The following is a 21,480-nucleotide window of genomic DNA, read 5'->3' as shown; positions in this document are numbered from 1 at the left end:
CGCGATCTGTTATGCGGCACCCGGGTTTGAATCGTCGCTGATCGAGGGTGCTGCTGGCGTCTCTGCCAGCAGCGCATCGCTATCGTCTTTCAGGCCGACGCCGGTGAGACCCAAACGCCTTGCGTGCGTCAGCAGATAGTGCAGTTTGTGTGCGGCCAACGGATAGTCGAGTCCTTCAGGGCGCACGTTCGAAATACAGTTGCGTTGCGCGTCGCTGCAGCCGACTTTCGGCGCGTACGTGAGATAGATGCCGAGGCTATCGGGCGAACTCAAACCCGGTCGCTCACCGATCAGCATCACCACCAGCTTGGCATTGAGCAATTCGCCGATCTCATCACCGAGCGCAACGCGCGCCTGACGCGCGACCACGACTGGGCCAATCTTCCAATCCGCGAGACGTGGAACGACCGCTTGCAGCAGCGGAAGAGCTTGCTTCGACGCGGCGAACGCCGAAAGACCGTCGCCGATTACGAAGACCACCTCGGGCGAATCGTCGGGGACAGCCGCCAGCGCTACGCGACTCGCTTCCGATAAACGTCGGCCGAGATCGGGACGCCGTAAATAATGCTCGCGATCGGGCGCGGCGCTATGCACGTCGAGCGTGTTGAAGTTTTGCGCGCGCAGTTGCTCGTGCAACACGTCCGTATCGAGCGGATGATGCACGGCATCACGCGCTTGCGCGTGTGACAGGTTGAACGCCAATAGCGGTGCAGTCGGCAGGCTATTGCCCGCGCGGCCCAGCGCGATACGTGCATTGGTAAACCGCCGCAGCGCGTTCCATGGATTCTTTTCGAGGAAGTCGCTCATGCGATGCCCATCCAGTCGGGCGCGCCTTCCAGCAGCGGTTGTTGTGCCGAAGCACTGAGCAAGGCACCGCGCGAGTCGGTGATCTGCATCGACTCCAGCCATTCTTCGAACTCCGGCGCGCGGCGCAAGCCGAGTACCTCACGCACGTAAAGTGCGTCGTGGAAAGACGTGCTTTGATAATTGAGCATGACGTCGTCAGCGCCTGGAATGCCCATGATGAAGTTGATGCCCGCTACGCCGAGCAGCGTGAGCAGATTGTCCATGTCGTCCTGATCGGCTTCGGCATGGTTCGTGTAGCAGATGTCGCAACCCATCGGCACGCCGAGCAGTTTGCCGCAGAAATGATCTTCGAGACCGGCGCGCGTGATCTGTTTACCGTCGTAGAGATACTCCGGTCCGATAAATCCGACCACAGTGTTCACAAGGAATGGATTGAACTTGCGCGCGACTGCGTAGGCGCGCACTTCGCAAGTTTGCTGATCCACACCGAAATGCGCATCCGCCGACAACGCGCTGCCCTGGCCCGTTTCGAAGTACATCAGATTGTTGCCGACCGTGCCGCGCTTCAGCGAAAGGCCCGCTTCATACGCTTCCTGCAGCAGCGCGAGCGAAATGCCGAAGCCCGCGTTCGCTTTCTCCGTGCCGGCAATCGACTGAAACACCAGATCGACCGGCGCGCCTTTTTCGATCGCGGCAATCGTATTGGTGACGTGGGTCAGCACGCACGATTGCGTCGGCACCTGATAGCGCTGGCGGAAGTCGTCGATCATCAGCAGCAGCTTGGTGATCGCGGCGAGATTGTCGCTGGCCGGATTGATGCCGATCATCGCGTCGCCGCAGCCGTACATCAGGCCGTCGAGCATCGAAGCGGCAATGCCTTTGACGTCGTCGGTCGGATGATTCGGTTGCAAGCGCACCGACATGTGGCCCGGCAAGCCGACCGTGTTACGAAAGCGTGTAATCACCGGACGTTTACGCGCTACCGCAATCAGATCCTGATTGCGCATCAGTTTGGACACCGCTGCGACCATCTCCGGCGTGAGACCCGCGGCGATACGCGTGAGCGCGTCGGCATCGGTCGTGCTGCTCAGCAGCCAGTTGCGAAAATCGCCCACCGTGAGATGCGCGATTTCGGCGAATGCCTGCGGCGAGTGATCGTCGATCACGAGGCGCGTGACTTCGTCGCTTTCGTAGGGGATCAATGCTTCGTTGAGGAAGGTGCGCAGCGGCAATTGCGCGAGCGCCATCTTGGCGGCGACGCGTTCTTCCTCGCTCGCCGCCGCCACGCCCGCGAGCTGGTCGCCGGAACGCTGCGGACTGGCTTTCGCCATCAGGGTCTTCAGATCGGCAAAGCGGTAGGTGCGGCTGCCGATCGTCTCGGTGTAGCTCATCTTTACGACTCCATCGCCGCTGCTCGAGCAGCGGCTCGATCCGTCATTCCTCGAGCAAAGCGTCCGCCGGCGCGGCTTCGCGTTGATGCCGCGTCATCAGGAAGTAGACGTAGCCCAGCGCGAGGAAGATTGCGAACACGACCGCCACCAGAAAATTGAAGTAGACCATGGTTGCCAGACAAATCACCGCGGCCACCAGCGCGAACGCCGGAAAAACCGGAAACAGCGGCGCGCGGAACGGGCGCTCCATGTTCGGCTCGGTGCGACGCAGCTTGAACAGCGACAACATGCTGATGATATACATCACGATAGCGCCAAATACCGACATCGTCACGATGTTCGCTGTCAGCGTCTGGCCGCCGAACTGGATCAGCTCGTCGCTGTAGATCGCCGCGATGCCCACCACGCCGCCCGCAAGGATCGCACGATGCGGCGTCTTGAAGCGCGGATGCACCTTCGAGAGCCACTCCGGCAGATAGCCCGCCCGTGCCAGCGCGAAGATCTGCCGCGAATAGCCGAGGATGATGCCGTGAAACGACGCGACCAGCCCGAACAGGCCGAGCCACACCAGCATATGCATCCAGCCGCTATGTTCGCCGACGATAAACTTCATCGCCTGCGGCAGCGGATCGTTGATGTTCGACAGCTTGGTCCAGTCGCCAGCCGCGCCGGCAAACACCATCACGCCGACGGCAAGCACCACCAGCGTCAGAATGCCGGCGACATAGGCGATCGGAATCGAGCGCTTCGGGTTCTTGGCCTCTTCGGCGGCCATGGCCACGCCTTCGATCGCCAGAAAGAACCAGATCGCGAACGGAATCGCCGCGAACATGCCGTGAAACGAGCCCATGCTGAAGGTGTCGGCACCCGACCAGCCGCCCTTCGCGAAGTTCGACCACTGAAAACCGGGTGACACGACGCCCATGAAAACGAGCAGTTCGAAGATCGCGAGCAGCGTCACGCACAGCTCGAACGCCGCGGCAATCTGCACGCCGACGATATTCAGCGCCATGAAGACGAGATAAGCGCCCATCGCCGCATGTTTCGGCTCGAGACCCGGAAACTGCACGTGCAGATAGGCGCCGATCGCAAGCGCGATGGCCGGCGGCGCAAACACGAACTCCACCAGCGTCGCCGCGCCGGCCAGATAACCGCCCGTCGGACCGAAAGCGTGACGGGCGTACGCGAACGGGCCGCCCGCGTGCGGAATCGACGTGGTGAGTTCGGTGAAACTGAAAATGAACGTCGTATACATCGCGGCAATGAAAATCGCCGTGATGACGAAGCCGAGTGTGCCGGCGCTTGCCCAGCCATAACTCCAGCCGAAATACTCGCCGGAAATGACGAGGCCGACCGCGATGCCCCACAGCTGCCACGTGCCGAGCGTCTGCTTCAACTCGTGATGCATGACTTTGCCGACATGCTGATTGTTGGACTCTGATTTCATCGGGTGCTCCCTGACGGTGCCGCCGGCTCGATCCCGCAAGGCTTTGCGGTGCATGGGCGGACAGGTTTCAGCCGATGGTAGTGAGCCATTATTCGAGGTGTTATCGAAATTCGGCAAAGTTTTGCGGCGTGGCGGTGTCAGCGGGCGCTTAACTGCAGCGTATGTTTACCGCTGAGGTCAGGTGAACTTCGCAGGATTTGGTAAACGCGGACGTGATACTTTGGCGCACATCCGTTCGACAGCTCTCACGTTGATCCAGCCATGAATGAATCAGGTAATCGAGCTCGCTATGAATCCCGGCTCGGCCGCGTGCTCGACCATATTTACGATCATCTGGACCAACCGCTCGATATCGATCGTCTGGCGGAAATCGCCTGCCTCTCGCCGTATCACTGGCACCGGATTTATCAGGCGATGTATGGCAAGACGGTCGCCACCACCGTGCGACGTTTACGGCTGCATCGCGCGGCCGGCTATCTGGCGAACGGCTCGATGCCGATTCCGGAGATTGCCGAACGCTCCGGCTACAGCAGTCTGCAATCTTTTTCCCGCACCTTTCGCGCTGTGTTCGGCATGCCGCCGGCACAGTATCGCAAGCAAGGCACACATAGCCGGTTTCGACCGGTGCTATCAGGAGACGATCAAATGACATTGCGTGAAGTGGTGATTCGTCACGTGGAGCCGATGGAGGTTTTGTCGGTCGATCACATTGGCCCTTATATGCAGATCGGCAAAGCGTTCGATGCGCTGTTCGGCTGGCTGGCGAAACATAATCTGCTCGCGGCGCAGATGCGCATGATCGGTGTTTACTACGACGATCCGGGTGTCGTTGCGGAGAGTGAGTTGCGGTCTAAGGCTGGAGTGTTGTTGCCGCATCCGGTTCAGGCGTCCGTGACGGTCAGTCCGCCGGTTTCCGTGGCGCATGTGAAGGGTGGTGAGTACGCGGTGTTGCGACATCAAGGACCGTATAGCGATATGCGTGCGGCTTATGAGTGGCTGTATGGAACGTGGCTCGTGCAATCCGGGCGAGAAGCCGCCGACGCGCCGGTGTTCGAGGAGTATCTGAATAGCCCGAAGGATACGGCGCCTGCTGATCTCGTTACGGAGATCTGTTTACCGCTGGCTTGAGCGTTTACCTGCCGGCAATGCTCGCTTGTGCAGCGTGCCGCGCGGGTGCCTCTCTGGTTTTTATAGTCTTTGTATATGTATACGTAGTAATAGTTAACAAGCCTCGCGTTCTTCTGTGGATAACCTGAAACTTCGTTTACGGATCAAGGCGATGCGGAATCGATAACCCTGCGGAGCGTGCGCGAACAGGAACACGGAGCTAGGGAAAACTTTTGTGCGACCTAGGTCAGTCGCGTTTTTATCAAGGTTTCGCCCACAATGTGTCAGGTGGGTTGTACAAAAGTTGTCCAGAGGAGGGTGTGGATAAGTTGAGGGCACGCGACGTTGCGAAACCTTGGTGCTGGGCTCGCGCTCGGCGTGTTGAGTTTCGACATGGTATCGACGATGCGACCGTCAGATAAACGCCATTCATGTTTCGCGAAAAATCACTTCGTAGTGCCAGTGCGTTGACAAGCTTCGGCCGGCTCGCTTATCGTCGCCACGCGGGACGGCTGGTCAAGCCCGCCTGGATACAGGCCACATCGGTTCCGGGCACTACGGGGCTACCCCGTGGATCGACACTACTCCGCAGTTCGTCGCATGAGCGTCAGTTGCGCGTTGCGCAAGAGCGCTCACGCAGCACAAGACGCGTTGACTGGCCGCCCCGCCTTCCCTCGCTATGTCCTTATCTTCGCTGCAACACGTTACCTACGCGATGGCCGATGCCATGCTGGCGGGCTCGGCTGAGCCTGTGGGAATGGTCGAGCGGATGACACTCGCATTAGGCGAGGCCACCAGCTGGATGAAAGGATTGGCGCGCCATGTGGAGAAGAGATTTGCTGCGAGGTGGGATAACGTCGGGCGCAAGGAATTGTCGACGGTCGTGGCAGGGATGCCCGCCTTCGTATCAGCGTGGCGCAGCGAGCAGCCGCCGACAGTGGTTCGCGTGCTGACGCGGCCGCCTATTCAGCGACCGCCCCTGCCGTGGTTACATGACGTAGCCTTGCCTCAGTTGCCGACGCTCGGCGATCTGGCCGCTTGGCTAGGCATTGAGCAGGACGAATCGCACTGGTTTGCCGATCGTTGGCGCATGCCGGCGCAAAGTGCTGCGACGCCGCTTCATCACTATTCGTATAAGGCGAACGAGAAGCGCGACGGTCGCTGCCGGATCATCGAGATTCCCAAGCCACGGTTGCGGGCTCTACAACGCAAAGTTTTGTCGGGTTTTCTCGACCGGATTCCGCCTCACGAATCGGTGCATGGTTTTCGACGTGACCGGAATATCGTGACCTTTGCCGCGCCGCATGCGGCGAAAGCGGTAGTGACGCGCTTCGATCTGACGGATTTTTTTGCGTCGGTTCATACGGGGCGCGTTTACTCCGTTTTTTGCGCCTCGGGTTACCCGACGGCCGTTGCAAGGACATTGACTGATTGCCGGCCTTTTCTCGCGACTCTGCGACATGAATCGTGTTATTTGGTTGCGCCGTTTTCGAACCGGTGCATCGTAATCCATCTGGCAAAACAGGAGAGCCTGTCAAAGATCATTTAACAGAATTTACCGATATGCCATGCGCATATTCTGATTATAGAAATAAATACCGTTTTACAGTGGTTGATATTGGCTAGCTGGCTGACTAGTCTGAAGTTTTGTAAAATCGCGCTGAGCGCGATGGCTCAATCAGCTAACAAGAAGAGGCGGCGGTATGGGAGCGCAGACCATAATCGGGGCAATAACTGGTGGACTCGTCCAGAGTGACCGCCTCCTGAAACTGGATAGCCAGCTCGGCGATAATATTCTGCTGCCACAGCGGATTGTCGGTTATTCACGGATTGGCCGCCATTTCGAATTTACTGCTGATGTCGTTTCCGCATCTGGAAACATCGCGCTCAAAACCTTAATTGCGCAGCCCGTCACGTTGTGGATCCAGCAGGCTGACAAGTCCTATCTGCCACACCATGGCTACGTGCACACGGCGCGACGTCTCGGATCGGAAAGCGGACTGACAAGTTACCAGATCGGATTCGCATCATGGATGCATTTTCTGCGCTTCCGCAAAGACGCGCGGATCTGGCAGGACAAATCCGCGGACCAGATCCTCACCGATGTCTTCACCATGCATCCCCAGGCGCAAGCGGCATTTCGTTTTGCTCTGAGCAAGCCGCTATCTTCGCGTTCGGTCTGTATGCAATACGAGGACGACTGGAATTTCACCCACCGGATGCTGGAAAGTGAGGGCCTGTTCGGATACTTCGAACAGGCTAGCGACGGCAAGTCGCATACGCTCGTCGTCACCGACAACCTCGACTCATTTCAACCGCTTTCTCCACAAACGATTCAGTTCTATCGGGCGGGCACCAACAGCGAAGCCGATGCTCTCGTGCAGTGGTCTGGCACACGAACGCTGCAAAGCACGACGCTCACGACACGCACTTTCGATTACAAGGTGCCGAGCTCGCCGGACAATCCGAAAGGCACCAGTGTGCCAACCCTCACAACCCAAGGGAATCTGCCGCAGCAAGCAGAGGTCTACGAGTACACCGGCGCCTATACCTACGGCGAACAGGACCGCGGCGATCACCTGTCGAAGGTCAGAATGGAAGAGTGGGAGTCGCGGGCAAAGCGTTTCTTCGCTGCAGGCGGCGTGCGAAGCGCCGATGCCGGTCGTTGGTTCCAACTAGACAATCACCCCGAGCACGGAACGGATAGCGCCCAGAACCGGCAGTTCGCCATCATCGAGAGCGCTTGGTTCGTTGAGAACAATCTGCCGGCATCCACTCAGGCCGCCGATTTCCCGCATAGTTTGAAGAGCGAACTGGCGGCAGCGAAGTCGAACCATGCGCTCCATGACGGATTGGTGGTCGCCCACAGCGACGGCAGCGAGGGTTTCTTCCTCGTCGAAATCGAAGCGCAGCGCAAGGTCGTGCCATATCGCAGCCCGTTTGAACATCACAAACCGTCGATGCACCTACAGTCGGCAATCGTGGTTGGACCGGACGGCGAAGAAGTCTATACAGACTCGTTGAACCGCATCAAGGTGCATTTCCATTGGGACCGGCTCAATGAAGGCGACGAAAGGGCGTCGTGCTGGGTGCGGGTCGCGATGTCCGATACAGGTGGCGGATACGGCGGTGTTCATATCCCGAGAGTCGGCGAAGAGGTTTTGATCGATTGGGCAGGCGGTGATTGCGATAAGCCGCTGGTAACGGGCCGCATCTATAACGGTGCGACGCAACCGCACTGGCATTCCAATGGTCTGCTTTCGGGCTACAAGTCCAAGGAGTATCAAGGCAGCGGCTACAACCAGATGGTGATGGATGATGCGACGGGCCAGAACCGCATGCAACTCTATAGCAGCAGCACGAATGCGCATCTGCATCTGGGATATCTCATCGACCAAAGCGGCAACACGAGAGGCAGCTATCTCGGCAGCGGGTTCGATCTGAAGTCTGACGCATACGGCGCGCTTCGAGCCGATCGAGGGTTGTACGTTTCCACCCATCCCACCACGAGTCAGCCGCTCGACGCACGTGCAGCGAGCGATCAACTGGCCAACTCTGAAAGCGTGATGGATGCGCTCTCTCAGGCTAGCGAGAGCGCCCAAGCAGAAAGTCTGAAGAGCGGCCACGAGGCGCTGAAGACCTTCACCGATGCGACCCAAAATAGCGCCACGGGGGCATCCACGAGCGGCGGGAACACTGCAGGTGGCGGCACAGGCAGCGCGAACACATTCAAGCGGCCCATTGTGCTGATGGCGGCGCCGGCGGGCATCGCATTGTCGACGCAGAAGTCAGCCCATATTACCGTCGACGAGCACATCAATCTGGTCAGTGAGCAAAGCACTCACGTCGCGACGGGCAAGTCGCTCGTCGCGAGCGTGACGGAGAAGCTCAGCCTGTTTGCGCAAAACGCGCGCATGAAGTTCTTTGCGGCGAAAGGGAAAGTCGAAGTTCAGGCACACGCCGACAATATCGAGATGACCGCGCAGAAGACGTTAAAGCTAATCTCTGCGACCGACGCGATTCAGGCCGCTGCAAAACAGGAGATTCTCGTGACATCGAGTGGCGCCTATATCCGCATCAAGGACGGCAACATCGAAATCCACGCGCCGGGGAAAATCGATATCAAGGGTGCGCAACACTCGTTTAGCGGTCCGACGCGGATGGATGTCAACAGCCCAACTTTCAGGGATATGCCCACGCAACGATTGATGGTCAACACCGTCGCATCGCCCTCCGCAACAACTGTCATTCCTGAAGGCATGCCGTACAAGCTCTTTGCGGACGGCGCGCTAGTAAAGCAAGGGGTCATTGACAGCACCGGCCAGCTTCCCATTGATCATCACGTCACCACACAGCAATACAAACTTGAACTGGCGAATGGTGTGATTCATGAAATCCCGGTGCCCGCTGACTATCGGGGCGATGCGATCAATGGAGCGCTGGCGAACCAGGGGTTCCAGTTTCACGAAAGCATGCCGGGGAGCGAATACACCTCGGCAGACCGTGCCGCTCACCGGCAGGTATACAACGATCTGCTCAACCCTTATTCGGACGCATAGGTCATGGCAACACCGAATTCGACCATCACCACACCGATCGCATTGAACAGCACGAAGAGCGCGACGACAACTCTGCCGTGGTTTGTGCAGCGAACCGAATACAATCCGGCGGCCTGTACGTTTAGACCGTTGGTGAATGGGGAAGAAGCATTCGGCGCGGTATATGACGCCATCGCCCTTGCAAAACATTCCGTCGATATCATCTGCTGGGGCTTTCAGCCGTCGATGCTTTTCAAGCGCAACGGTAGTGGTGTACCGATCGGTCAGCTCCTCGTGCAGAAAGGAGAGGAAGGAATCAAGGTGAGACTGCTCTGCTGGCAGGATGACATCCACCTGGCGGAGTGGAGCGAAAACAACATGCCTGGTAACAATGCGGCGACCGCAGTGAAGCCCTATCTCGGAAAATCGATCTATGCTCACATGTCGATGCTGTCACCCGACTACCAAAATAACACCGAACTGGAATTCGATACCGAGTGGTATAGGCGTGCCAACCTGACCAATGTAACTTCGCGTCTACCCATGCCCGGGGCATTAGCCGATGCGGCGGTGCGACGGATTGATCGGAAAGAGGCATTCAAGAATTTCGAATTCGCCACACGAGATTTCAACCCAGCCAATCGAATTGAAATAGCTTGGCGTACTTTTTGGCATGGTGAAGACTCGGCGCGAGATACACGAACCGCTGCGCAAAACAGTGCTTCGATGGGCGCGCTCGAACCCACTCACCACCAGAAAATGGTACTGGTCGATTATGAATATCCCGACCTCGCGCTTGGTTTCGTCATGGGTCATAACATGCTGGATCAGTATTGGGACACTGACGCGCACAGTTTCGCACGGATGCATCCTCGCTTTGGGCGCAGTGGCCCTTCTCCATGGCAGGATATCTCGAGCCGGGTCACCGGCCCTGTGCTGCAATATTTAAATGACAACTTCTGTCAGGCATGGGACGACGCGACGGGCCAAAGTCTGGGCAAATCGCGCAAGCGCGCTGCCACGCAGTTGAGCGCCTATCGAAATACGGCAGGCGACACGCCTTTGATGGCGCAGGTGTTACGTACGCAATCACAGGCGGGAAGTCGTGACATCGAAAAGATGTACCTGCAGGCAGTGAACAATGTCACAAAACACATTTTTATCGAAAACCAGTATTTCAGATGGCCGCCGCTTGCAGAGAAGATCAAGCAGGCGGTCAAACAACAAGCCAGCTGGGGGCGCGATCTCGCCAAGAACCCCATCTATTTTTTCGTCGTCACCAATTCCACCGACGCGGCAGTCGGTACTGGTACAGTCAACACTTACCGTATGCTCCACGCACTCGGCCGTGAGGATACGATCCCGGAAGTGACCCGTCTGGAACGAGCAGATAGTCTGGAGAGCGAGCAAAAAGACGTGGAAGCGCAACTGGAACGGGAACAGCAAGCAGAAAAGAAAGTAGAAATCTCTGGATTTGATTTTTCATCCGCTGCTGGAGCGATGCAATACCTCCAGCAGAACAGAATGAATCAACAGGACCTTTGGCAAAAGCTGACTGACATTAAACAACAGCGCCGTGACGCGGCCGATCGCAGCAAGCAAATTGTCCCCACGGAGATCACGGGACTCAAGGTTCATGTGTGCACCTTAGTTGCACCTGATTCGTTGCCGGGCACTTGGCTCCCGGTTTACGTGCACGCGAAGCTAATGACCGTCGACGATGCTTTCATGACACTCGGCTCCGCGAACATCAACACGCGTAGCATGGAGGCCGATAGCGAGTTGAACATCTGCCACGACAACGGAAAGGTTTCCGCAGATTTGCGTCGGCGATTGTGGAGTCTTCACACTGCTGGCCGCGGCGCGGACGATAACCCCGAAACAGCTTTCGGTGCGTGGCGCGACATCATTACAAACAATACGGAATTGCAAAGTGCAGGCAAAAAGGCACCGTATGCGTCTCTCGTTGGTTTTATGCGAACCTCCAATGTTCGCAGTTACTCGGACTGACCATGTTCAGAAAATGTTTGATTGCTGCACTGTTTTTCAGCCTGTTTGGTTGTACGCATAAGGACGATCCCTTGACCTCTTTGCCCGATATGAGCGCCGTGCGCGCCAATCTTGCGTTTACCTGCACGCACGAGGCTGACCATTTGCCGGTCCTAGATCCTCAGGCAGACGTTCTGTTCCAATACGCCCGCTTTCTGCAGAGCGCTGATGGTCCAAAGAACTTTAACGATATCGTCCGTTACTACCGGATTGCGGCAGCCCATGGTCATTACAAAGCCAACCACAACGCGCAACTCTTGATTTCGCAGGGCCTGGCCGATTCGCCTGATGCCCCAAACGAAACCATATCTCTTGCTACGCAACTGGTTGAACAGGGCATACCGGGCGGCTACTACGATATTGGCCATTACCTCGAAATCGGCTACGGCTTGAAACAAGATTCCGAGGCATCGCTACGCTACTTCCGTAAAGCGGCAGACTTGGGAAACCCCGAAGCGCAAGGGTACGTCGGCGAACTTTTGTCGCCGCACGACAAGGCCCCGGATATAGCTCGACAGATGCGTCAATGTGCAGTCGATCAGGGCTACGGCGCAACTGCGGGTCCGCTGGGTGTCAACCTTAAGAATGATGACCTCCAGTCTGATGCCGTGAAGGTTTTCCAGAAAGGTGTGGAGAGCGGCGATGCGCAGTCAGCATCGTTTTTGGGGAACGGATTCAAAGGACCGCCGCCATCAGACCGCCTGTATTTTCTCGGCTTGCCAAACGATCCAGAGCGCACACGCCGCTACGAGCTGATCGGCAAATTCGTCAACGGCAATGATGGCAAGAACCCCAAGATCCCAGACATCGACAAGATCGTCCCGCTGCCGCCAGCCAAACTGCCGCAGTGGGATGGCACATTCCAGTGGGAGAAAGAGCGGGCGGCGGCCGTATCGCCGCAGAAGCCGTCAGATGAACTCATCGACAAGCTGAGCAAGGAGAAGAGTCTCGATCCGGCTACGGGACTGCCGCTGGCCGGAGCCTCGAGTAGGACATCGCAGAATGGGCGGCCGGTAACTGTCGCGACAAAGGTGCCACTTGGTACTGTCGCGCGCACAGGTGAGCAATGTCCGGAAGGCGGCGTATGGTGCGCGAAACTCGAAGCGGGTCAGACTGGCGACGCACAGAGGCGCTTCCTGAAGGGAGACACGCTACCCTCGGTTGTCGTGCATGAGCCGCGAAAGGTTGTATTGCTAGACCGCTGGATCGGAGCCCGACAGCATACCGCGCAGGTTGAATGGCAATTGATCGCCTACAGCGACCAGGCCTGACCGGCAAAGAACAGACCGAGCACGAAGCGATTTCTGATTCTAACCAGTGACAACGCTACTTCGAACGGGACTGTCATCGCTTGATCAACCGCATTCGAATTGCCGGGGCGTCAAATTGGGCCCGGCGACGATGTCTCATGCTCAGGCTGCCATTCGACCTGGAAAATCCCGTGCGACAGGCCGCGCCTAGCGATGACTGGACTGGACGATTGACGGGTAGCACTGGGCGACGATCTCTGCATCTGTCAGTGCAATCCGCCACCGAGACTGGTCGACTCTCAGGGTTCGACTTCTATCGAAGTCTGACTTTGAAGATTTGCAGATCGTTTTCTACCTTCAGTTTCCATGACGCTCGGCAAAAGCCCTTGGTCCCAAGATATGCATGCGGCATCGCCTTGCGTAGAATGCCCCGTTTTCCTAATCGGCTATCAACACCGGCTTGTGATGTTCCCTCTCCAGTTTTCTAGGTAGGCTGACCATCACGAGATAGACGCGGACAAGCAGGCCGGCAAACCAGAGCGACACTGGCATGCCCAACACCGCCAAAGCGAACAACACACCGTTCGCCCCGAAATTTGACGACAGTAGCCGACCCAGTATCAGATAGAACGGCGCGATACCGAGAACGATATAGGAATAGATTTTTGGAAAAGGCGAGCGCTCTTTATTGAGCCGCTCGAACAGTGCCATTCCCGCTTGCGTTCGATAACGAAAGTCGGATGCGTTTTCTTCGAAGGCCCGTTTTACGAAGGAGGTGTTTGTGATCGTATGCAACACCGTTTGCCTTGACATGCCAGCCCAGTACAGCGTTAGTCCAATTCCACCAAGCAGCCCCGGCCAACGCAGAAGGGGCGCCATCGGTGCAAACACGAAATAGTAGAAATAGGCGAATATGCCAAAGAAGAAGTACATAGCGAATGTCGCAATCGATAGTATCAAGCCGCATACCCACAGCAGATTCGAACGGCGGTACATCGTCGAGGCAGTAAGCGGTACAAAGAGGCAAACCAGCGTAACCAGTAGTCCGATTTTCCATGGCCATCCGGATACTGCAAGATCATCTGCATATGCCGCGTACGACACGCCGGCGCCCAGTATGGGAAATATGAAGTTCGCCGGCGTGGCTTTCTTCGTCATCTCCCAAACTGCGTCTTTTGGTTCGGTCTCGGGTTTCGTCATCGATTGCGATCGTGGCATCTCGGTTCGCTTTCCAGTGGATGCCGTCTCACGGCACATACATCATGGGGTACTGATCATAGTCTTTGGACATCGACTTTTCCAGATATTCGGCCGCGTGCTTCATCGATCCCCGATCGATCGAAACCATGACATTGCGTATTTCGGCTTCGCCGAAACGTCCGTTCGACATCCCCGAAATACGCAATGACGTCACATGCTCGGTGTGTGTCCGGGCGCTAACATGTCCGTTCCAAGTAGCGATGACATGACTTTGGGAAATAGGGCGATAGGTGACGGCATCTCGGGATCGTTGCCGGGATGCGAGGTAAGGTTTTCGGTCAGATCGTCGGACCACTCTCTGTCCTTGGCGAGCAGAAGCACAAGCAGTTTCCGCTGCCCGTCCCGGGTCGCGTTGACCGGCGTATTCGAGTCGGTCACTTCTTTGATGCGCGCGAGTGCTTCGGCGCCGCCGATGGCATCGCCTGCAATACCTCGGGACACACCTTGAAGCGCGATTGTTGAAGGCTGGTAGGCTCCGATGCTATAGCACCACGTCGTACCGGTTGCCGGCAAGGTTCTCGACGGTGCTGTCATCACTTCGCGTCGGTGGCGTTTGATTGTGCGCGGCCCAGGGCTAGGTACTCTGTAGTGCAGCGCACGAGTAGCATGACCTGTCGCGACGAAATACGATCCGCAAACAAGTCCAGGCATTGGCCGCTGTCTTCCTTGACGCACTCATCCTCTTTGAAATGGACATGCGCGATCGCGTGATGATCAGGTATACGCAATCGACAGCAGGACCATCATCGACCGCGGATCGGCGCGAACCGATATTGTCCCCCAACTGAATCCAAACGCATCGACACCGAGTGAAGTGACAGCAGGTGCGGTCTGCCCTTTTGACGCGATTAGTGTGGACAGAGTTTTTTTCTCCCGAATGAGGTCGTCTTCAGTGGCCGACCAGTCTTGCCTCAGGATGCTTCCATCATTCCAAAGGCAGTCAATCGCGACAAACCTGCCCTCGTGAAATCGTGCCGACACCGCAAACGAGTACCCCCAGATCATAATCTTGTTGACGCTTAACGTTTCCCAGTCGCTCTGGGAGTCCAGCGTTGTCCAACCTGCTGCAATCAAGTCCGCTCGAGTCGTGCGGCATGGCGCGAGTTTCGCCCCTGTGTCAACAGTCAATTCTCCTGTCCAAAAATCAAAGGCGCCGGACATCATTGTTGGGCCCTCCCTAGTTTGGACACGCTGGGACTCGAGACGACCGCGAGGACATAAACCTTGCAGAAGGAATGGCGCATTTTCTAAAGGTTGCAGAAAGCCGGGGCGATCGGGAGGCCGCGATTTGATCGGGCCACCGTGTGTAAGTAAATCAACCTGCGAAGTCTGTCACGATATCCGAGTGGACGATGCTTTGAAAAACGTGACCCTAGAACTATGCGATTGCTGCGCAGGCGACGGTCAAAATTTCTTAATAGAATCGGACCGGAGGATAAGCTTCCAGCCCTCACTAGGTGGCTTCTTCGCCGCAACACTTTAAAACACAGCGTCCGCACTGATCTCGACAGATTTGCCGGAGACTTTTTCCAATGATAGCGGTAATTGGATCATTGTGACAAAGACTCGAACCGTGAGGCCAATGAGCCAAAGTGATGCAGGAAACGTGATAGCCGCGATGAAAAATAAGACCCCTTGCGAGCCGAAATAGGTGGACAGCAGCCGATTGAGCACCAGAAAGAAAGGTGCCACTCCCATGACGATCCACGTGTGCCAGGCAGGGAACGGATTCTTTTCCTCGTACAACTTATTGAGAATTTCAAAGAACCGGTCGTCGCACTGAATCGACGCGCCTGAGGCGCTAAACGCTTTTTCGACGAACGTTGACTTCTGAATGAAGGTCCTCAGCGCACGATACGCAAATCCAAGCCAATAGAGCGTAAGGATACCGCCTACCAACAAGCCGATCGTTCTGGCTGGTGTGGAGATGGGCGCGAAAATGAAATAGAAGTAGTAGAACGTAATACCGACCAACGTATAGGCCGATAGTAGATTGCACAATCGCACCCAACCGTAAACGACAAATCGTCTTGTGTTTCGAAAGACCAATAGAGCAACGAGTGGCGAGAAAATGCAAAGCACCGCCAGTGCGACGTTAATCTGTCCTGGCAAACTCGAAACCTCAAAGTCGTAGCGATACGCCGCGAACGCCAGAACGATCGAGAATCCGTGCAGCAGCACGGTGGCGCCGAGGCCGCGAAAGATCGTGGAACGCAGTTGGCTTCTGGTGTCTCTATCCTCTGCAACATGCGTCACGGCATTCCTCCAAACATTGGCGAGTACGGATTATAGTCAGTCGGCATGTTCTTTTCGTACAACGCCGCCGCCTCGCGGAGCTTGGATGCGACCCAATCCGTAAAATGCACCTTCTTGTCGATCAGGTTGACGACGTAGCCAACGCCAACGGCGACACCGATCGCAATGGCTACAGTCGCGACAACTGGGAAGGTGGCGAGACCCGCAGCAATGCTGGCGGTCGCCAGACCACCCACTATCAATGAAGTCAACGCAGCGGTCAGGCCGGCGACGGCGAGATCAATTCCTATCTTTGCGAACAGATCGAACCAGTCCTTCTTGCGATGCCCCGCATTGTCGACCTGCTTGTAATCGTTGTACCACTCAGCAAAATCGAGTCCGATGGTGAGCACAATCGTGATGACACCAGCCTTGGTCGTCACCGCGCCTTTAGCGCTCTTCCATGCCGACTGCGCCATCGACTCGGCCGAGCCCGCCCCGCCTGTTATCGCGAATATCTTTGAGTTCTTGACCGAGTATTTCGCCGCGATGATTTCCTCACGGGATTTAAGACTGCCTTTGAAGACGATGTACCACTTGGGTCCGGCTCGTCTGTGGACAATCCTCAATAGCCTGAAGTTGGACTTCCATAGCTCGGACACCCACGGGAAATTGTCGCCGAAGTATCCAGCCGTGCCAATGAATTGGCCTATGATCCAGTTGCGCGTCGCAACTTTCTGAGTATCAATGGCCGTTTCGTCAGCGCCGCCTGTTTCGAGCAACTTGACCAGGTCTGAAGGAATGGTGGTGACGTCCACTTCAAAGACATGCCCGATCTGTTCAGGTGCCGGATGAGTGGCAGGCGGCAACTTCACCGGCAGAAGCCGTTTGCAGCTGAATGGATCATCGAGGAACGCCGTCGTGCTCGGGTAAGGCGTCAAACCTGTCTGCCAGCTCGGCTCCATAAAATGACTGGCCAACCCAGGCTGAGTGACGAACGGCTTCCCGCCGGGAGCAAACAGCGCGAGCTGTGGAGACGCGCTGATCCCTGTCTGCGCTCCGTAGGTCAAGATAATTGGTTCGGGTTTTGTTTTTGGGTCTTCCCCGTGGTTATCCGTGTTGAGAAGCAACATTGAGTAGCGTTGCAGCTCAATCGTGCCGACCTTCAACAGAAGAAAACCCTTGAAGTCACGACCTATCCAAACGTGGAGACGCTCGCCGTCCTGGAACGTCGCGCTCTTTACGCGCTGTTTTTTTCGCGTGTCGTAGAACCAGTCATCGGTCGCTTCGACGGTGTAGCTTTTCCCTTTGAGAAGGTGCACGTCGAATATCACGTCGCGGTGCTTGCGAAGCAGAACGGTGATATCGCTTTCGGCCCAGCACTCGACCGGTTCACCCGGCAAATCGATGCACACGGTATGTTGGATCAGGGGACGATTGCCCATGGCTATTCTCCGCTTCGCTTGACCTGGTCGGCCACGAACCTGCCGAAATCGATTCCGTTCAACTCGCCTTTTCCTTCTCCATCCAGGACAACGTTGTGCACCACCCCGTCCTCGGACGCGAGCTTGATCGGCTCGCCTTCCGGCACGTTGCCCTCCGCGTCCATGTAACGGATCCGCATGTCTGCTTTCTTTCCCTCGGAGTTGTAGGTTCGATCTAGACTCGTCGGGCCACTGAAAGCATGCTGAGCTCCCTTGATATCGATTTTTCCGGGGGCATGAATCTCGATGTTGCCGCCGGAAATGCGCACGTACGCGCCCCCCGCCGTGAGCAGAATTTCCTGCTTCGCAGCCGCATCGATCCTCTCCGTCGCGGAGAGCAACTTCAGCGTCTTCTGGGCGGTGATTTCAAGGTTATCGCCTTGCGCCTGGATTTCGACTTTTCCTTTCGCCGCGAAAAGCTTTATACCGGCATTCTGTGCGAAAAGGCTGATCTTTTCGGCAACACTCGCGAGCAGCGACTTGCCTGTCGCAATGTGCGTGCTCTGGCCGCTGACGATGTTGACATGCTCAGTCGCAGCGACGTGTGCTGACCGTTGTGTCGACATCCCGATGCCCGATGGCGTTGCGAACAGCATGATCGGCTCCTTGAAGCCGTTGGCGTTGCCAGTGCCTCCGCCTGCGGTATTGCCGCCGCTACCTGTTGCGCCCGCTACGCTGCTCTGTGTCGCATCGGTAAAGGTTTTAAGCGAGTCGTGACCGTCTTTCAGGCTTTCTGCCTGATGGGTTTCGCTCGCCTGCGATAGCGCTTCGATCACGCTTTCGGAATTGACAAGTTGGCTATTTGCTTCGCGTACGTCGAGAGGCTGGCTTGAGGTCCCCGCCGTGGGATGGGTCGACACATACAAACCTTGCCCCGCCCTGAGCGCACCATACGCATCGGATTTCAGGTCAAAGCCGCTGCCGAGGTAAGCACCGCGCGAGTTGCCTGTTTGCGCGATCAGATAGCCGAGATGCAGTTGGGAATTTGCACTCGTGCTGTATAGCTGCACGCGGTTCTGGCCGGTCGCGTCGTCCATCACCATCTGGTTGTAACCGCTGCCCTGGTATTCCTTGGACTTGTAGCCTGAGAGAATTCCGTTCGAATGCCAGTCTGGAGTCTTCGCACCGTTATAGACGCGTCCGGTAACGAGCGGCTTGTCGCAGTCGCCGTCGAGGAAAGACACGATGACTTCTTCGCCGATGCGCGGTACGTGTACGCTGCCGTGCCCGCCCCCCGCGTGCGATTGCGCGACGCGCATCCAGCACGACGCGTTCTCATCGCCGGGGTTCAGCCGGTCCCAGTGCATCTGCACCTTGATACGGTTCAGTGGGTCCGTGAAGACTTCCTCGTTCGCTGGGCCGACCACCGTCGCCGTTTGCATGTGCATCTTCGGCTTGCTGTGCTCGAACGGGCTGCGGAACGGGACTGTTCTGCGCTGCGCTTCGACAGAGACCAACAGGAAACCTTCGCTACCGTCGGCCGACTTGATGAGCAGCGTTGGATCGTTAGCGTGCTGTGCACGGGCCGCAGTGATCGTTTGCTTCAGGCTGTGCGGGAAATCCGTCGTCCCGCTCGACACCGGCAGGTTATTCTCGATGACCCATTCAACGGCGATAACGGCAAACTGCCGCTCCTGCTGACTGTCGGTGCCATGCCCCGGATGGTCCTGCAGTTCGAACCAGCGCCCCGCGTCGATGCGGCGGACCGCGCCTACGCCGTGGAAGCGCTTCGCGCGCGATTCCCACTCCTCCATCCTCACCTTCGAGAGGTGGTCACCGCGATCCTGCTGTCCGTACGTATACGCGCCCGTGTACTCATACACCTCGGCCTGCTGTGGCAGGTTGCCCTGCGTGGTCAGCGTCGGAACCGTCGTGCCTTTCGGATTCGCACCCGTGGGCGGCGCCTTGTAATCGAACGTACGCGTGGTGAGTGTCGTGCTCTGCAGCGTGCGCGTGCCGCTCCATTGCACGAAGGCATCCGTTTCGCTGTTGGTGCCCGACCGGTAGAAATCCACCGTCTGCGGCGACAGCGGTTGCAGGCTACCGATGTCGTCGGTCACGACCAGGGTATGAGATTTACCATCGGCAGCCTGTTCGAAATAGCCGAACAGGCCTTCCGTTTCCATTAGCCGGTGGCAGAAATTCCAGTCGTCCTCATATTGCACGCAGAACGAGCGCTGCGGCAATGAGTTACGCAATGAGAACCGGAATGCACCCTGCGCCTGCGGATGCATATTGAATACATCGGTGAGAATTTCATCGACGGCTTTATCCTGCCAGATTCGTGCATCTTTTCTGAAATGCAGAAAATGCATCCAGGAGACGAAGCCGATCTGATAGCTGGTAATCGCACTATCAGAGCCTAACCGGCGGGCGGTATGGACATAACCGTGATGCGGGGCGTACGCCTGGTCGGTTTGCTGGGTCCAGAGCGTGACCGGCTGGGCGATCAGCGTTTTCAGTTCAATATTGTCATTGGTTGAAACGACGTCCAGCGTAAATCCGTAGTCCCGGCCCAGGCGGGAATGGCCCACCAGCCTTTGCGGCAACAGGACATTGGCACCCAATGGCGTATCAAGCTTTAACAGGCGATCACTTTGCAACAAGCCGCCTTTGATCGCTGCGATTATGTCCTGAGCACCCATACCGCCTCTTGTTTATGCAAATTGCGCCCCCGCGCCATCGCGCGATAATACAAAAGATCAGACGTTTACCGCAATCGCATATTCAGAAATAAATGTTAAATCGGAATTAATTGCCTTTCTCTTTAATGCCATTCGAATAGAGGTAAAAAGGTCACCCTGTGATTGCTGTCATACGCCATGGGGCCGCATATCTCTGGCGAGCAGTACGCGCTGCAGCCAACCAAAACGGGCAGAGCCACACGGTTATGCTTCTGTGGACATCATCTGCTGAGAAGCAACCAATCGAGGCGGCGGATGGCAGCCGCAAATACATAAATCATCGCTTAATGCGGCGTGTCTTCCATCCGGCGCGGTCATGATCTGGCGCGGCCCGTCGCACTGGATTTTCCCCGTGGTATTGCAAGCTGGGCATGCGACTGGATCTCCTTCGTGGGCGACGTCTTTATCGCTCAACTGAATAGAGGTGGGGGCTGCCTGAACGACGCCGTTAGCTGTCGTTTTGTCGCCGTTCAAAATCAGATATCGTTTCATTGTGTTTCCTAGGTCTACCGCAGCCGTTCGAATCTAATCCAGTTTGACGACCTGCGATGCGCCCCGGCCATCATTGGACACGACGCGTCGAACGCGGTGATCGTCGAGTCGCACTAAGGCCTCAGGCCGTCGTTCATCGCGTCGACATGCACTTACCGACTTTCTGTGACTTGCACCATGGCACCGTCCGCTTCTCGCACTTCGATACAAACGTCTCTTCCAGGCACCGCAGCCAGAAATGCGACTGAGCCGTTAGCTTCGATCACGTCATAAAACCTGACACACTCGGCTCCGATTTGTGTGGAAAATCGCGCCCTTAATGACCCGTCTGCATTGGCCATATAAGCCCGATTCGCCGAAGGGTCGTATGGCCCTTCAATGACTGCGATACCGCTCGCGTCACCAAGAAGTCGTCCACTCACGCCCGCCTGACTGTGAATGGTGTGTTGAACGCCGCCCGACTGCCACGTAAGGCCAACAGGCGCCAATTCCGCAACGCTCAATCGCTGAGGATTATTGACCTTGTCGTAACCGGGGCGGCGGTCGACGATCCGAAGGTCCGCGATCTTTTCTAATCTACTCATTGAATAGGTCTCGGCGCTCCGATCAAAGCCAGCATTTCCCCGCTGTATTGCAAGCAGGGCACGCGACTGGATCCCCCTTAGTGGGCAACGTTTTTATCGCTCAATTGAATGGTGGTTGACACGGTCTGAACGACGCCGCTAGCTGTCGTCCT

16 protein-coding genes are annotated in these 21,480 nt (G+C 56.9%); 5 read left to right on the top strand and 11 right to left on the bottom strand.

What is annotated here, in order from left to right:
* Positions 1-9: 9 nt before the first annotated feature.
* The 3 genes from eutC to eat are packed head-to-tail and all read right to left on the bottom strand — an operon-like array spanning position 10 to position 3,645.
* Positions 10-807 (bottom strand): ethanolamine ammonia-lyase subunit EutC, encoded by a 798-nt coding sequence (gene eutC, locus P0D71_RS04310; protein WP_408479333.1) that lies wholly within the window; start codon positions 805-807, stop codon positions 10-12.
* Positions 804-2,198 carry an ethanolamine ammonia-lyase subunit EutB gene (locus P0D71_RS04305; protein ID WP_408479332.1) on the bottom strand — a complete coding sequence of 465 codons (1,395 nt, stop codon included), beginning with the start codon at positions 2,196-2,198 and terminating at the stop codon, positions 804-806. Before P0D71_RS04305 ends, eutC begins: the two co-directional genes overlap by 4 nt.
* A gap of 43 nt (positions 2,199-2,241) precedes the next feature.
* Entirely contained in the window at positions 2,242-3,645 is a 1,404-nt protein-coding gene (gene eat / locus P0D71_RS04300; RefSeq protein WP_408479331.1) for an ethanolamine permease, read from the bottom strand.
* 261 nt (positions 3,646-3,906) lie between these two features.
* Between eat and P0D71_RS04295 the strand changes: the two genes are divergently transcribed.
* From P0D71_RS04295 to P0D71_RS04275, 5 genes are all read left to right on the top strand, one after another.
* Positions 3,907-4,773 (top strand): AraC family transcriptional regulator, encoded by an 867-nt coding sequence (locus P0D71_RS04295; RefSeq protein WP_408479330.1) that lies wholly within the window; start codon positions 3,907-3,909, stop codon positions 4,771-4,773.
* A gap of 694 nt (positions 4,774-5,467) precedes the next feature.
* Positions 5,468-6,301, top strand: coding sequence for an RNA-dependent RNA polymerase family protein (locus tag P0D71_RS04290; RefSeq protein WP_408298329.1), 834 nt, complete (start codon positions 5,468-5,470; stop codon positions 6,299-6,301).
* A 154-nt stretch (positions 6,302-6,455) separates the two neighbouring features.
* Complete coding sequence (locus tag P0D71_RS04285) at positions 6,456-9,311, top strand: type VI secretion system Vgr family protein (protein ID WP_408298327.1); 2,856 nt, start codon at positions 6,456-6,458, stop codon at positions 9,309-9,311.
* A gap of 3 nt (positions 9,312-9,314) precedes the next feature.
* The gene (locus P0D71_RS04280) at positions 9,315-11,300 is read left to right on the top strand and encodes a phospholipase D-like domain-containing protein (protein WP_408479329.1); all 1,986 of its coding nucleotides are present in this window, start codon (positions 9,315-9,317) and stop codon (positions 11,298-11,300) included.
* A gap of 2 nt (positions 11,301-11,302) precedes the next feature.
* Positions 11,303-12,610 (top strand): SEL1-like repeat protein, encoded by a 1,308-nt coding sequence (locus P0D71_RS04275; RefSeq protein ID WP_408479328.1) that lies wholly within the window; start codon positions 11,303-11,305, stop codon positions 12,608-12,610.
* 417 nt (positions 12,611-13,027) lie between these two features.
* Here P0D71_RS04275 and P0D71_RS04270 read toward each other — a convergent pair whose 3' ends face one another.
* The 8 genes from P0D71_RS04270 to P0D71_RS04235 form a co-directional block, all read right to left on the bottom strand.
* On the bottom strand, positions 13,028-13,789 hold the full coding sequence (locus tag P0D71_RS04270; protein WP_408298322.1) for a hypothetical protein: 762 nt from the start codon (positions 13,787-13,789) through the stop codon (positions 13,028-13,030).
* Positions 13,790-13,999: 210 nt separating this feature from the next.
* Positions 14,000-14,383: a hypothetical protein gene (locus tag P0D71_RS04265; protein ID WP_408298320.1), complete on the bottom strand. Its 384-nt coding sequence runs from the start codon at positions 14,381-14,383 to the stop codon at positions 14,000-14,002.
* Between the two features lie 180 nt (positions 14,384-14,563).
* Complete coding sequence (locus P0D71_RS04260; RefSeq protein WP_408298318.1) at positions 14,564-15,013, bottom strand: hypothetical protein; 450 nt, start codon at positions 15,011-15,013, stop codon at positions 14,564-14,566.
* A 315-nt stretch (positions 15,014-15,328) separates the two neighbouring features.
* Positions 15,329-16,105 carry a hypothetical protein gene (locus P0D71_RS04255; protein ID WP_408298316.1) on the bottom strand — a complete coding sequence of 259 codons (777 nt, stop codon included), beginning with the start codon at positions 16,103-16,105 and terminating at the stop codon, positions 15,329-15,331.
* Complete coding sequence (locus P0D71_RS04250; protein WP_408479327.1) at positions 16,102-17,529, bottom strand: hypothetical protein; 1,428 nt, start codon at positions 17,527-17,529, stop codon at positions 16,102-16,104. Before P0D71_RS04250 ends, P0D71_RS04255 begins: the two co-directional genes overlap by 4 nt.
* A 2-nt stretch (positions 17,530-17,531) precedes the next feature.
* Entirely contained in the window at positions 17,532-20,213 is a 2,682-nt protein-coding gene (locus P0D71_RS04245; protein WP_408479326.1) for a type VI secretion system Vgr family protein, read from the bottom strand.
* Positions 20,214-20,456: 243 nt separating this feature from the next.
* Entirely contained in the window at positions 20,457-20,744 is a 288-nt protein-coding gene (locus tag P0D71_RS04240; protein WP_408479322.1) for a PAAR domain-containing protein, read from the bottom strand.
* Positions 20,745-20,896: 152 nt separating this feature from the next.
* On the bottom strand, positions 20,897-21,328 hold the full coding sequence (locus tag P0D71_RS04235) for a hypothetical protein (RefSeq protein ID WP_408479325.1): 432 nt from the start codon (positions 21,326-21,328) through the stop codon (positions 20,897-20,899).
* Positions 21,329-21,480: the final 152 nt, after the last annotated feature.

Source organism: Paraburkholderia sp. RL17-383-BIF-A, from assembly GCF_046028015.1.
Lineage (GTDB): Bacteria > Pseudomonadota > Gammaproteobacteria > Burkholderiales > Burkholderiaceae > Paraburkholderia.
This window is presented reverse-complemented; position numbering and strand designations above follow the sequence as displayed.

Excerpts from the sequence above, each read along its gene's own strand:
- eutC (WP_408479333.1), bottom strand. The coding sequence starts at position 807 with ATGAGCGACTTCCTCGAAAAGAATCCATGGAACGCGCTGCGGCGGTTT.
- P0D71_RS04305 (WP_408479332.1), bottom strand. The coding sequence starts at position 2,198 with ATGAGCTACACCGAGACGATCGGCAGCCGCACCTACCGCTTTGCCGAT.
- eat (WP_408479331.1), bottom strand. The coding sequence starts at position 3,645 with ATGAAATCAGAGTCCAACAATCAGCATGTCGGCAAAGTCATGCATCAC.
- P0D71_RS04295 (WP_408479330.1), top strand. The coding sequence starts at position 3,907 with ATGAATGAATCAGGTAATCGAGCTCGCTATGAATCCCGGCTCGGCCGC.
- P0D71_RS04290 (WP_408298329.1), top strand. The coding sequence starts at position 5,468 with ATGGCCGATGCCATGCTGGCGGGCTCGGCTGAGCCTGTGGGAATGGTC.
- P0D71_RS04285 (WP_408298327.1), top strand. The coding sequence starts at position 6,456 with ATGGGAGCGCAGACCATAATCGGGGCAATAACTGGTGGACTCGTCCAG.
- P0D71_RS04280 (WP_408479329.1), top strand. The coding sequence starts at position 9,315 with ATGGCAACACCGAATTCGACCATCACCACACCGATCGCATTGAACAGC.
- P0D71_RS04275 (WP_408479328.1), top strand. The coding sequence starts at position 11,303 with ATGTTCAGAAAATGTTTGATTGCTGCACTGTTTTTCAGCCTGTTTGGT.
- P0D71_RS04270 (WP_408298322.1), bottom strand. The coding sequence starts at position 13,789 with ATGACGAAACCCGAGACCGAACCAAAAGACGCAGTTTGGGAGATGACG.
- P0D71_RS04265 (WP_408298320.1), bottom strand. The coding sequence starts at position 14,383 with ATGACAGCACCGTCGAGAACCTTGCCGGCAACCGGTACGACGTGGTGC.
- P0D71_RS04260 (WP_408298318.1), bottom strand. The coding sequence starts at position 15,013 with ATGATGTCCGGCGCCTTTGATTTTTGGACAGGAGAATTGACTGTTGAC.
- P0D71_RS04250 (WP_408479327.1), bottom strand. The coding sequence starts at position 17,529 with ATGGGCAATCGTCCCCTGATCCAACATACCGTGTGCATCGATTTGCCG.
- P0D71_RS04245 (WP_408479326.1), bottom strand. The coding sequence starts at position 20,213 with ATGGGTGCTCAGGACATAATCGCAGCGATCAAAGGCGGCTTGTTGCAA.
- P0D71_RS04240 (WP_408479322.1), bottom strand. The coding sequence starts at position 20,744 with ATGAAACGATATCTGATTTTGAACGGCGACAAAACGACAGCTAACGGC.
- P0D71_RS04235 (WP_408479325.1), bottom strand. The coding sequence starts at position 21,328 with ATGAGTAGATTAGAAAAGATCGCGGACCTTCGGATCGTCGACCGCCGC.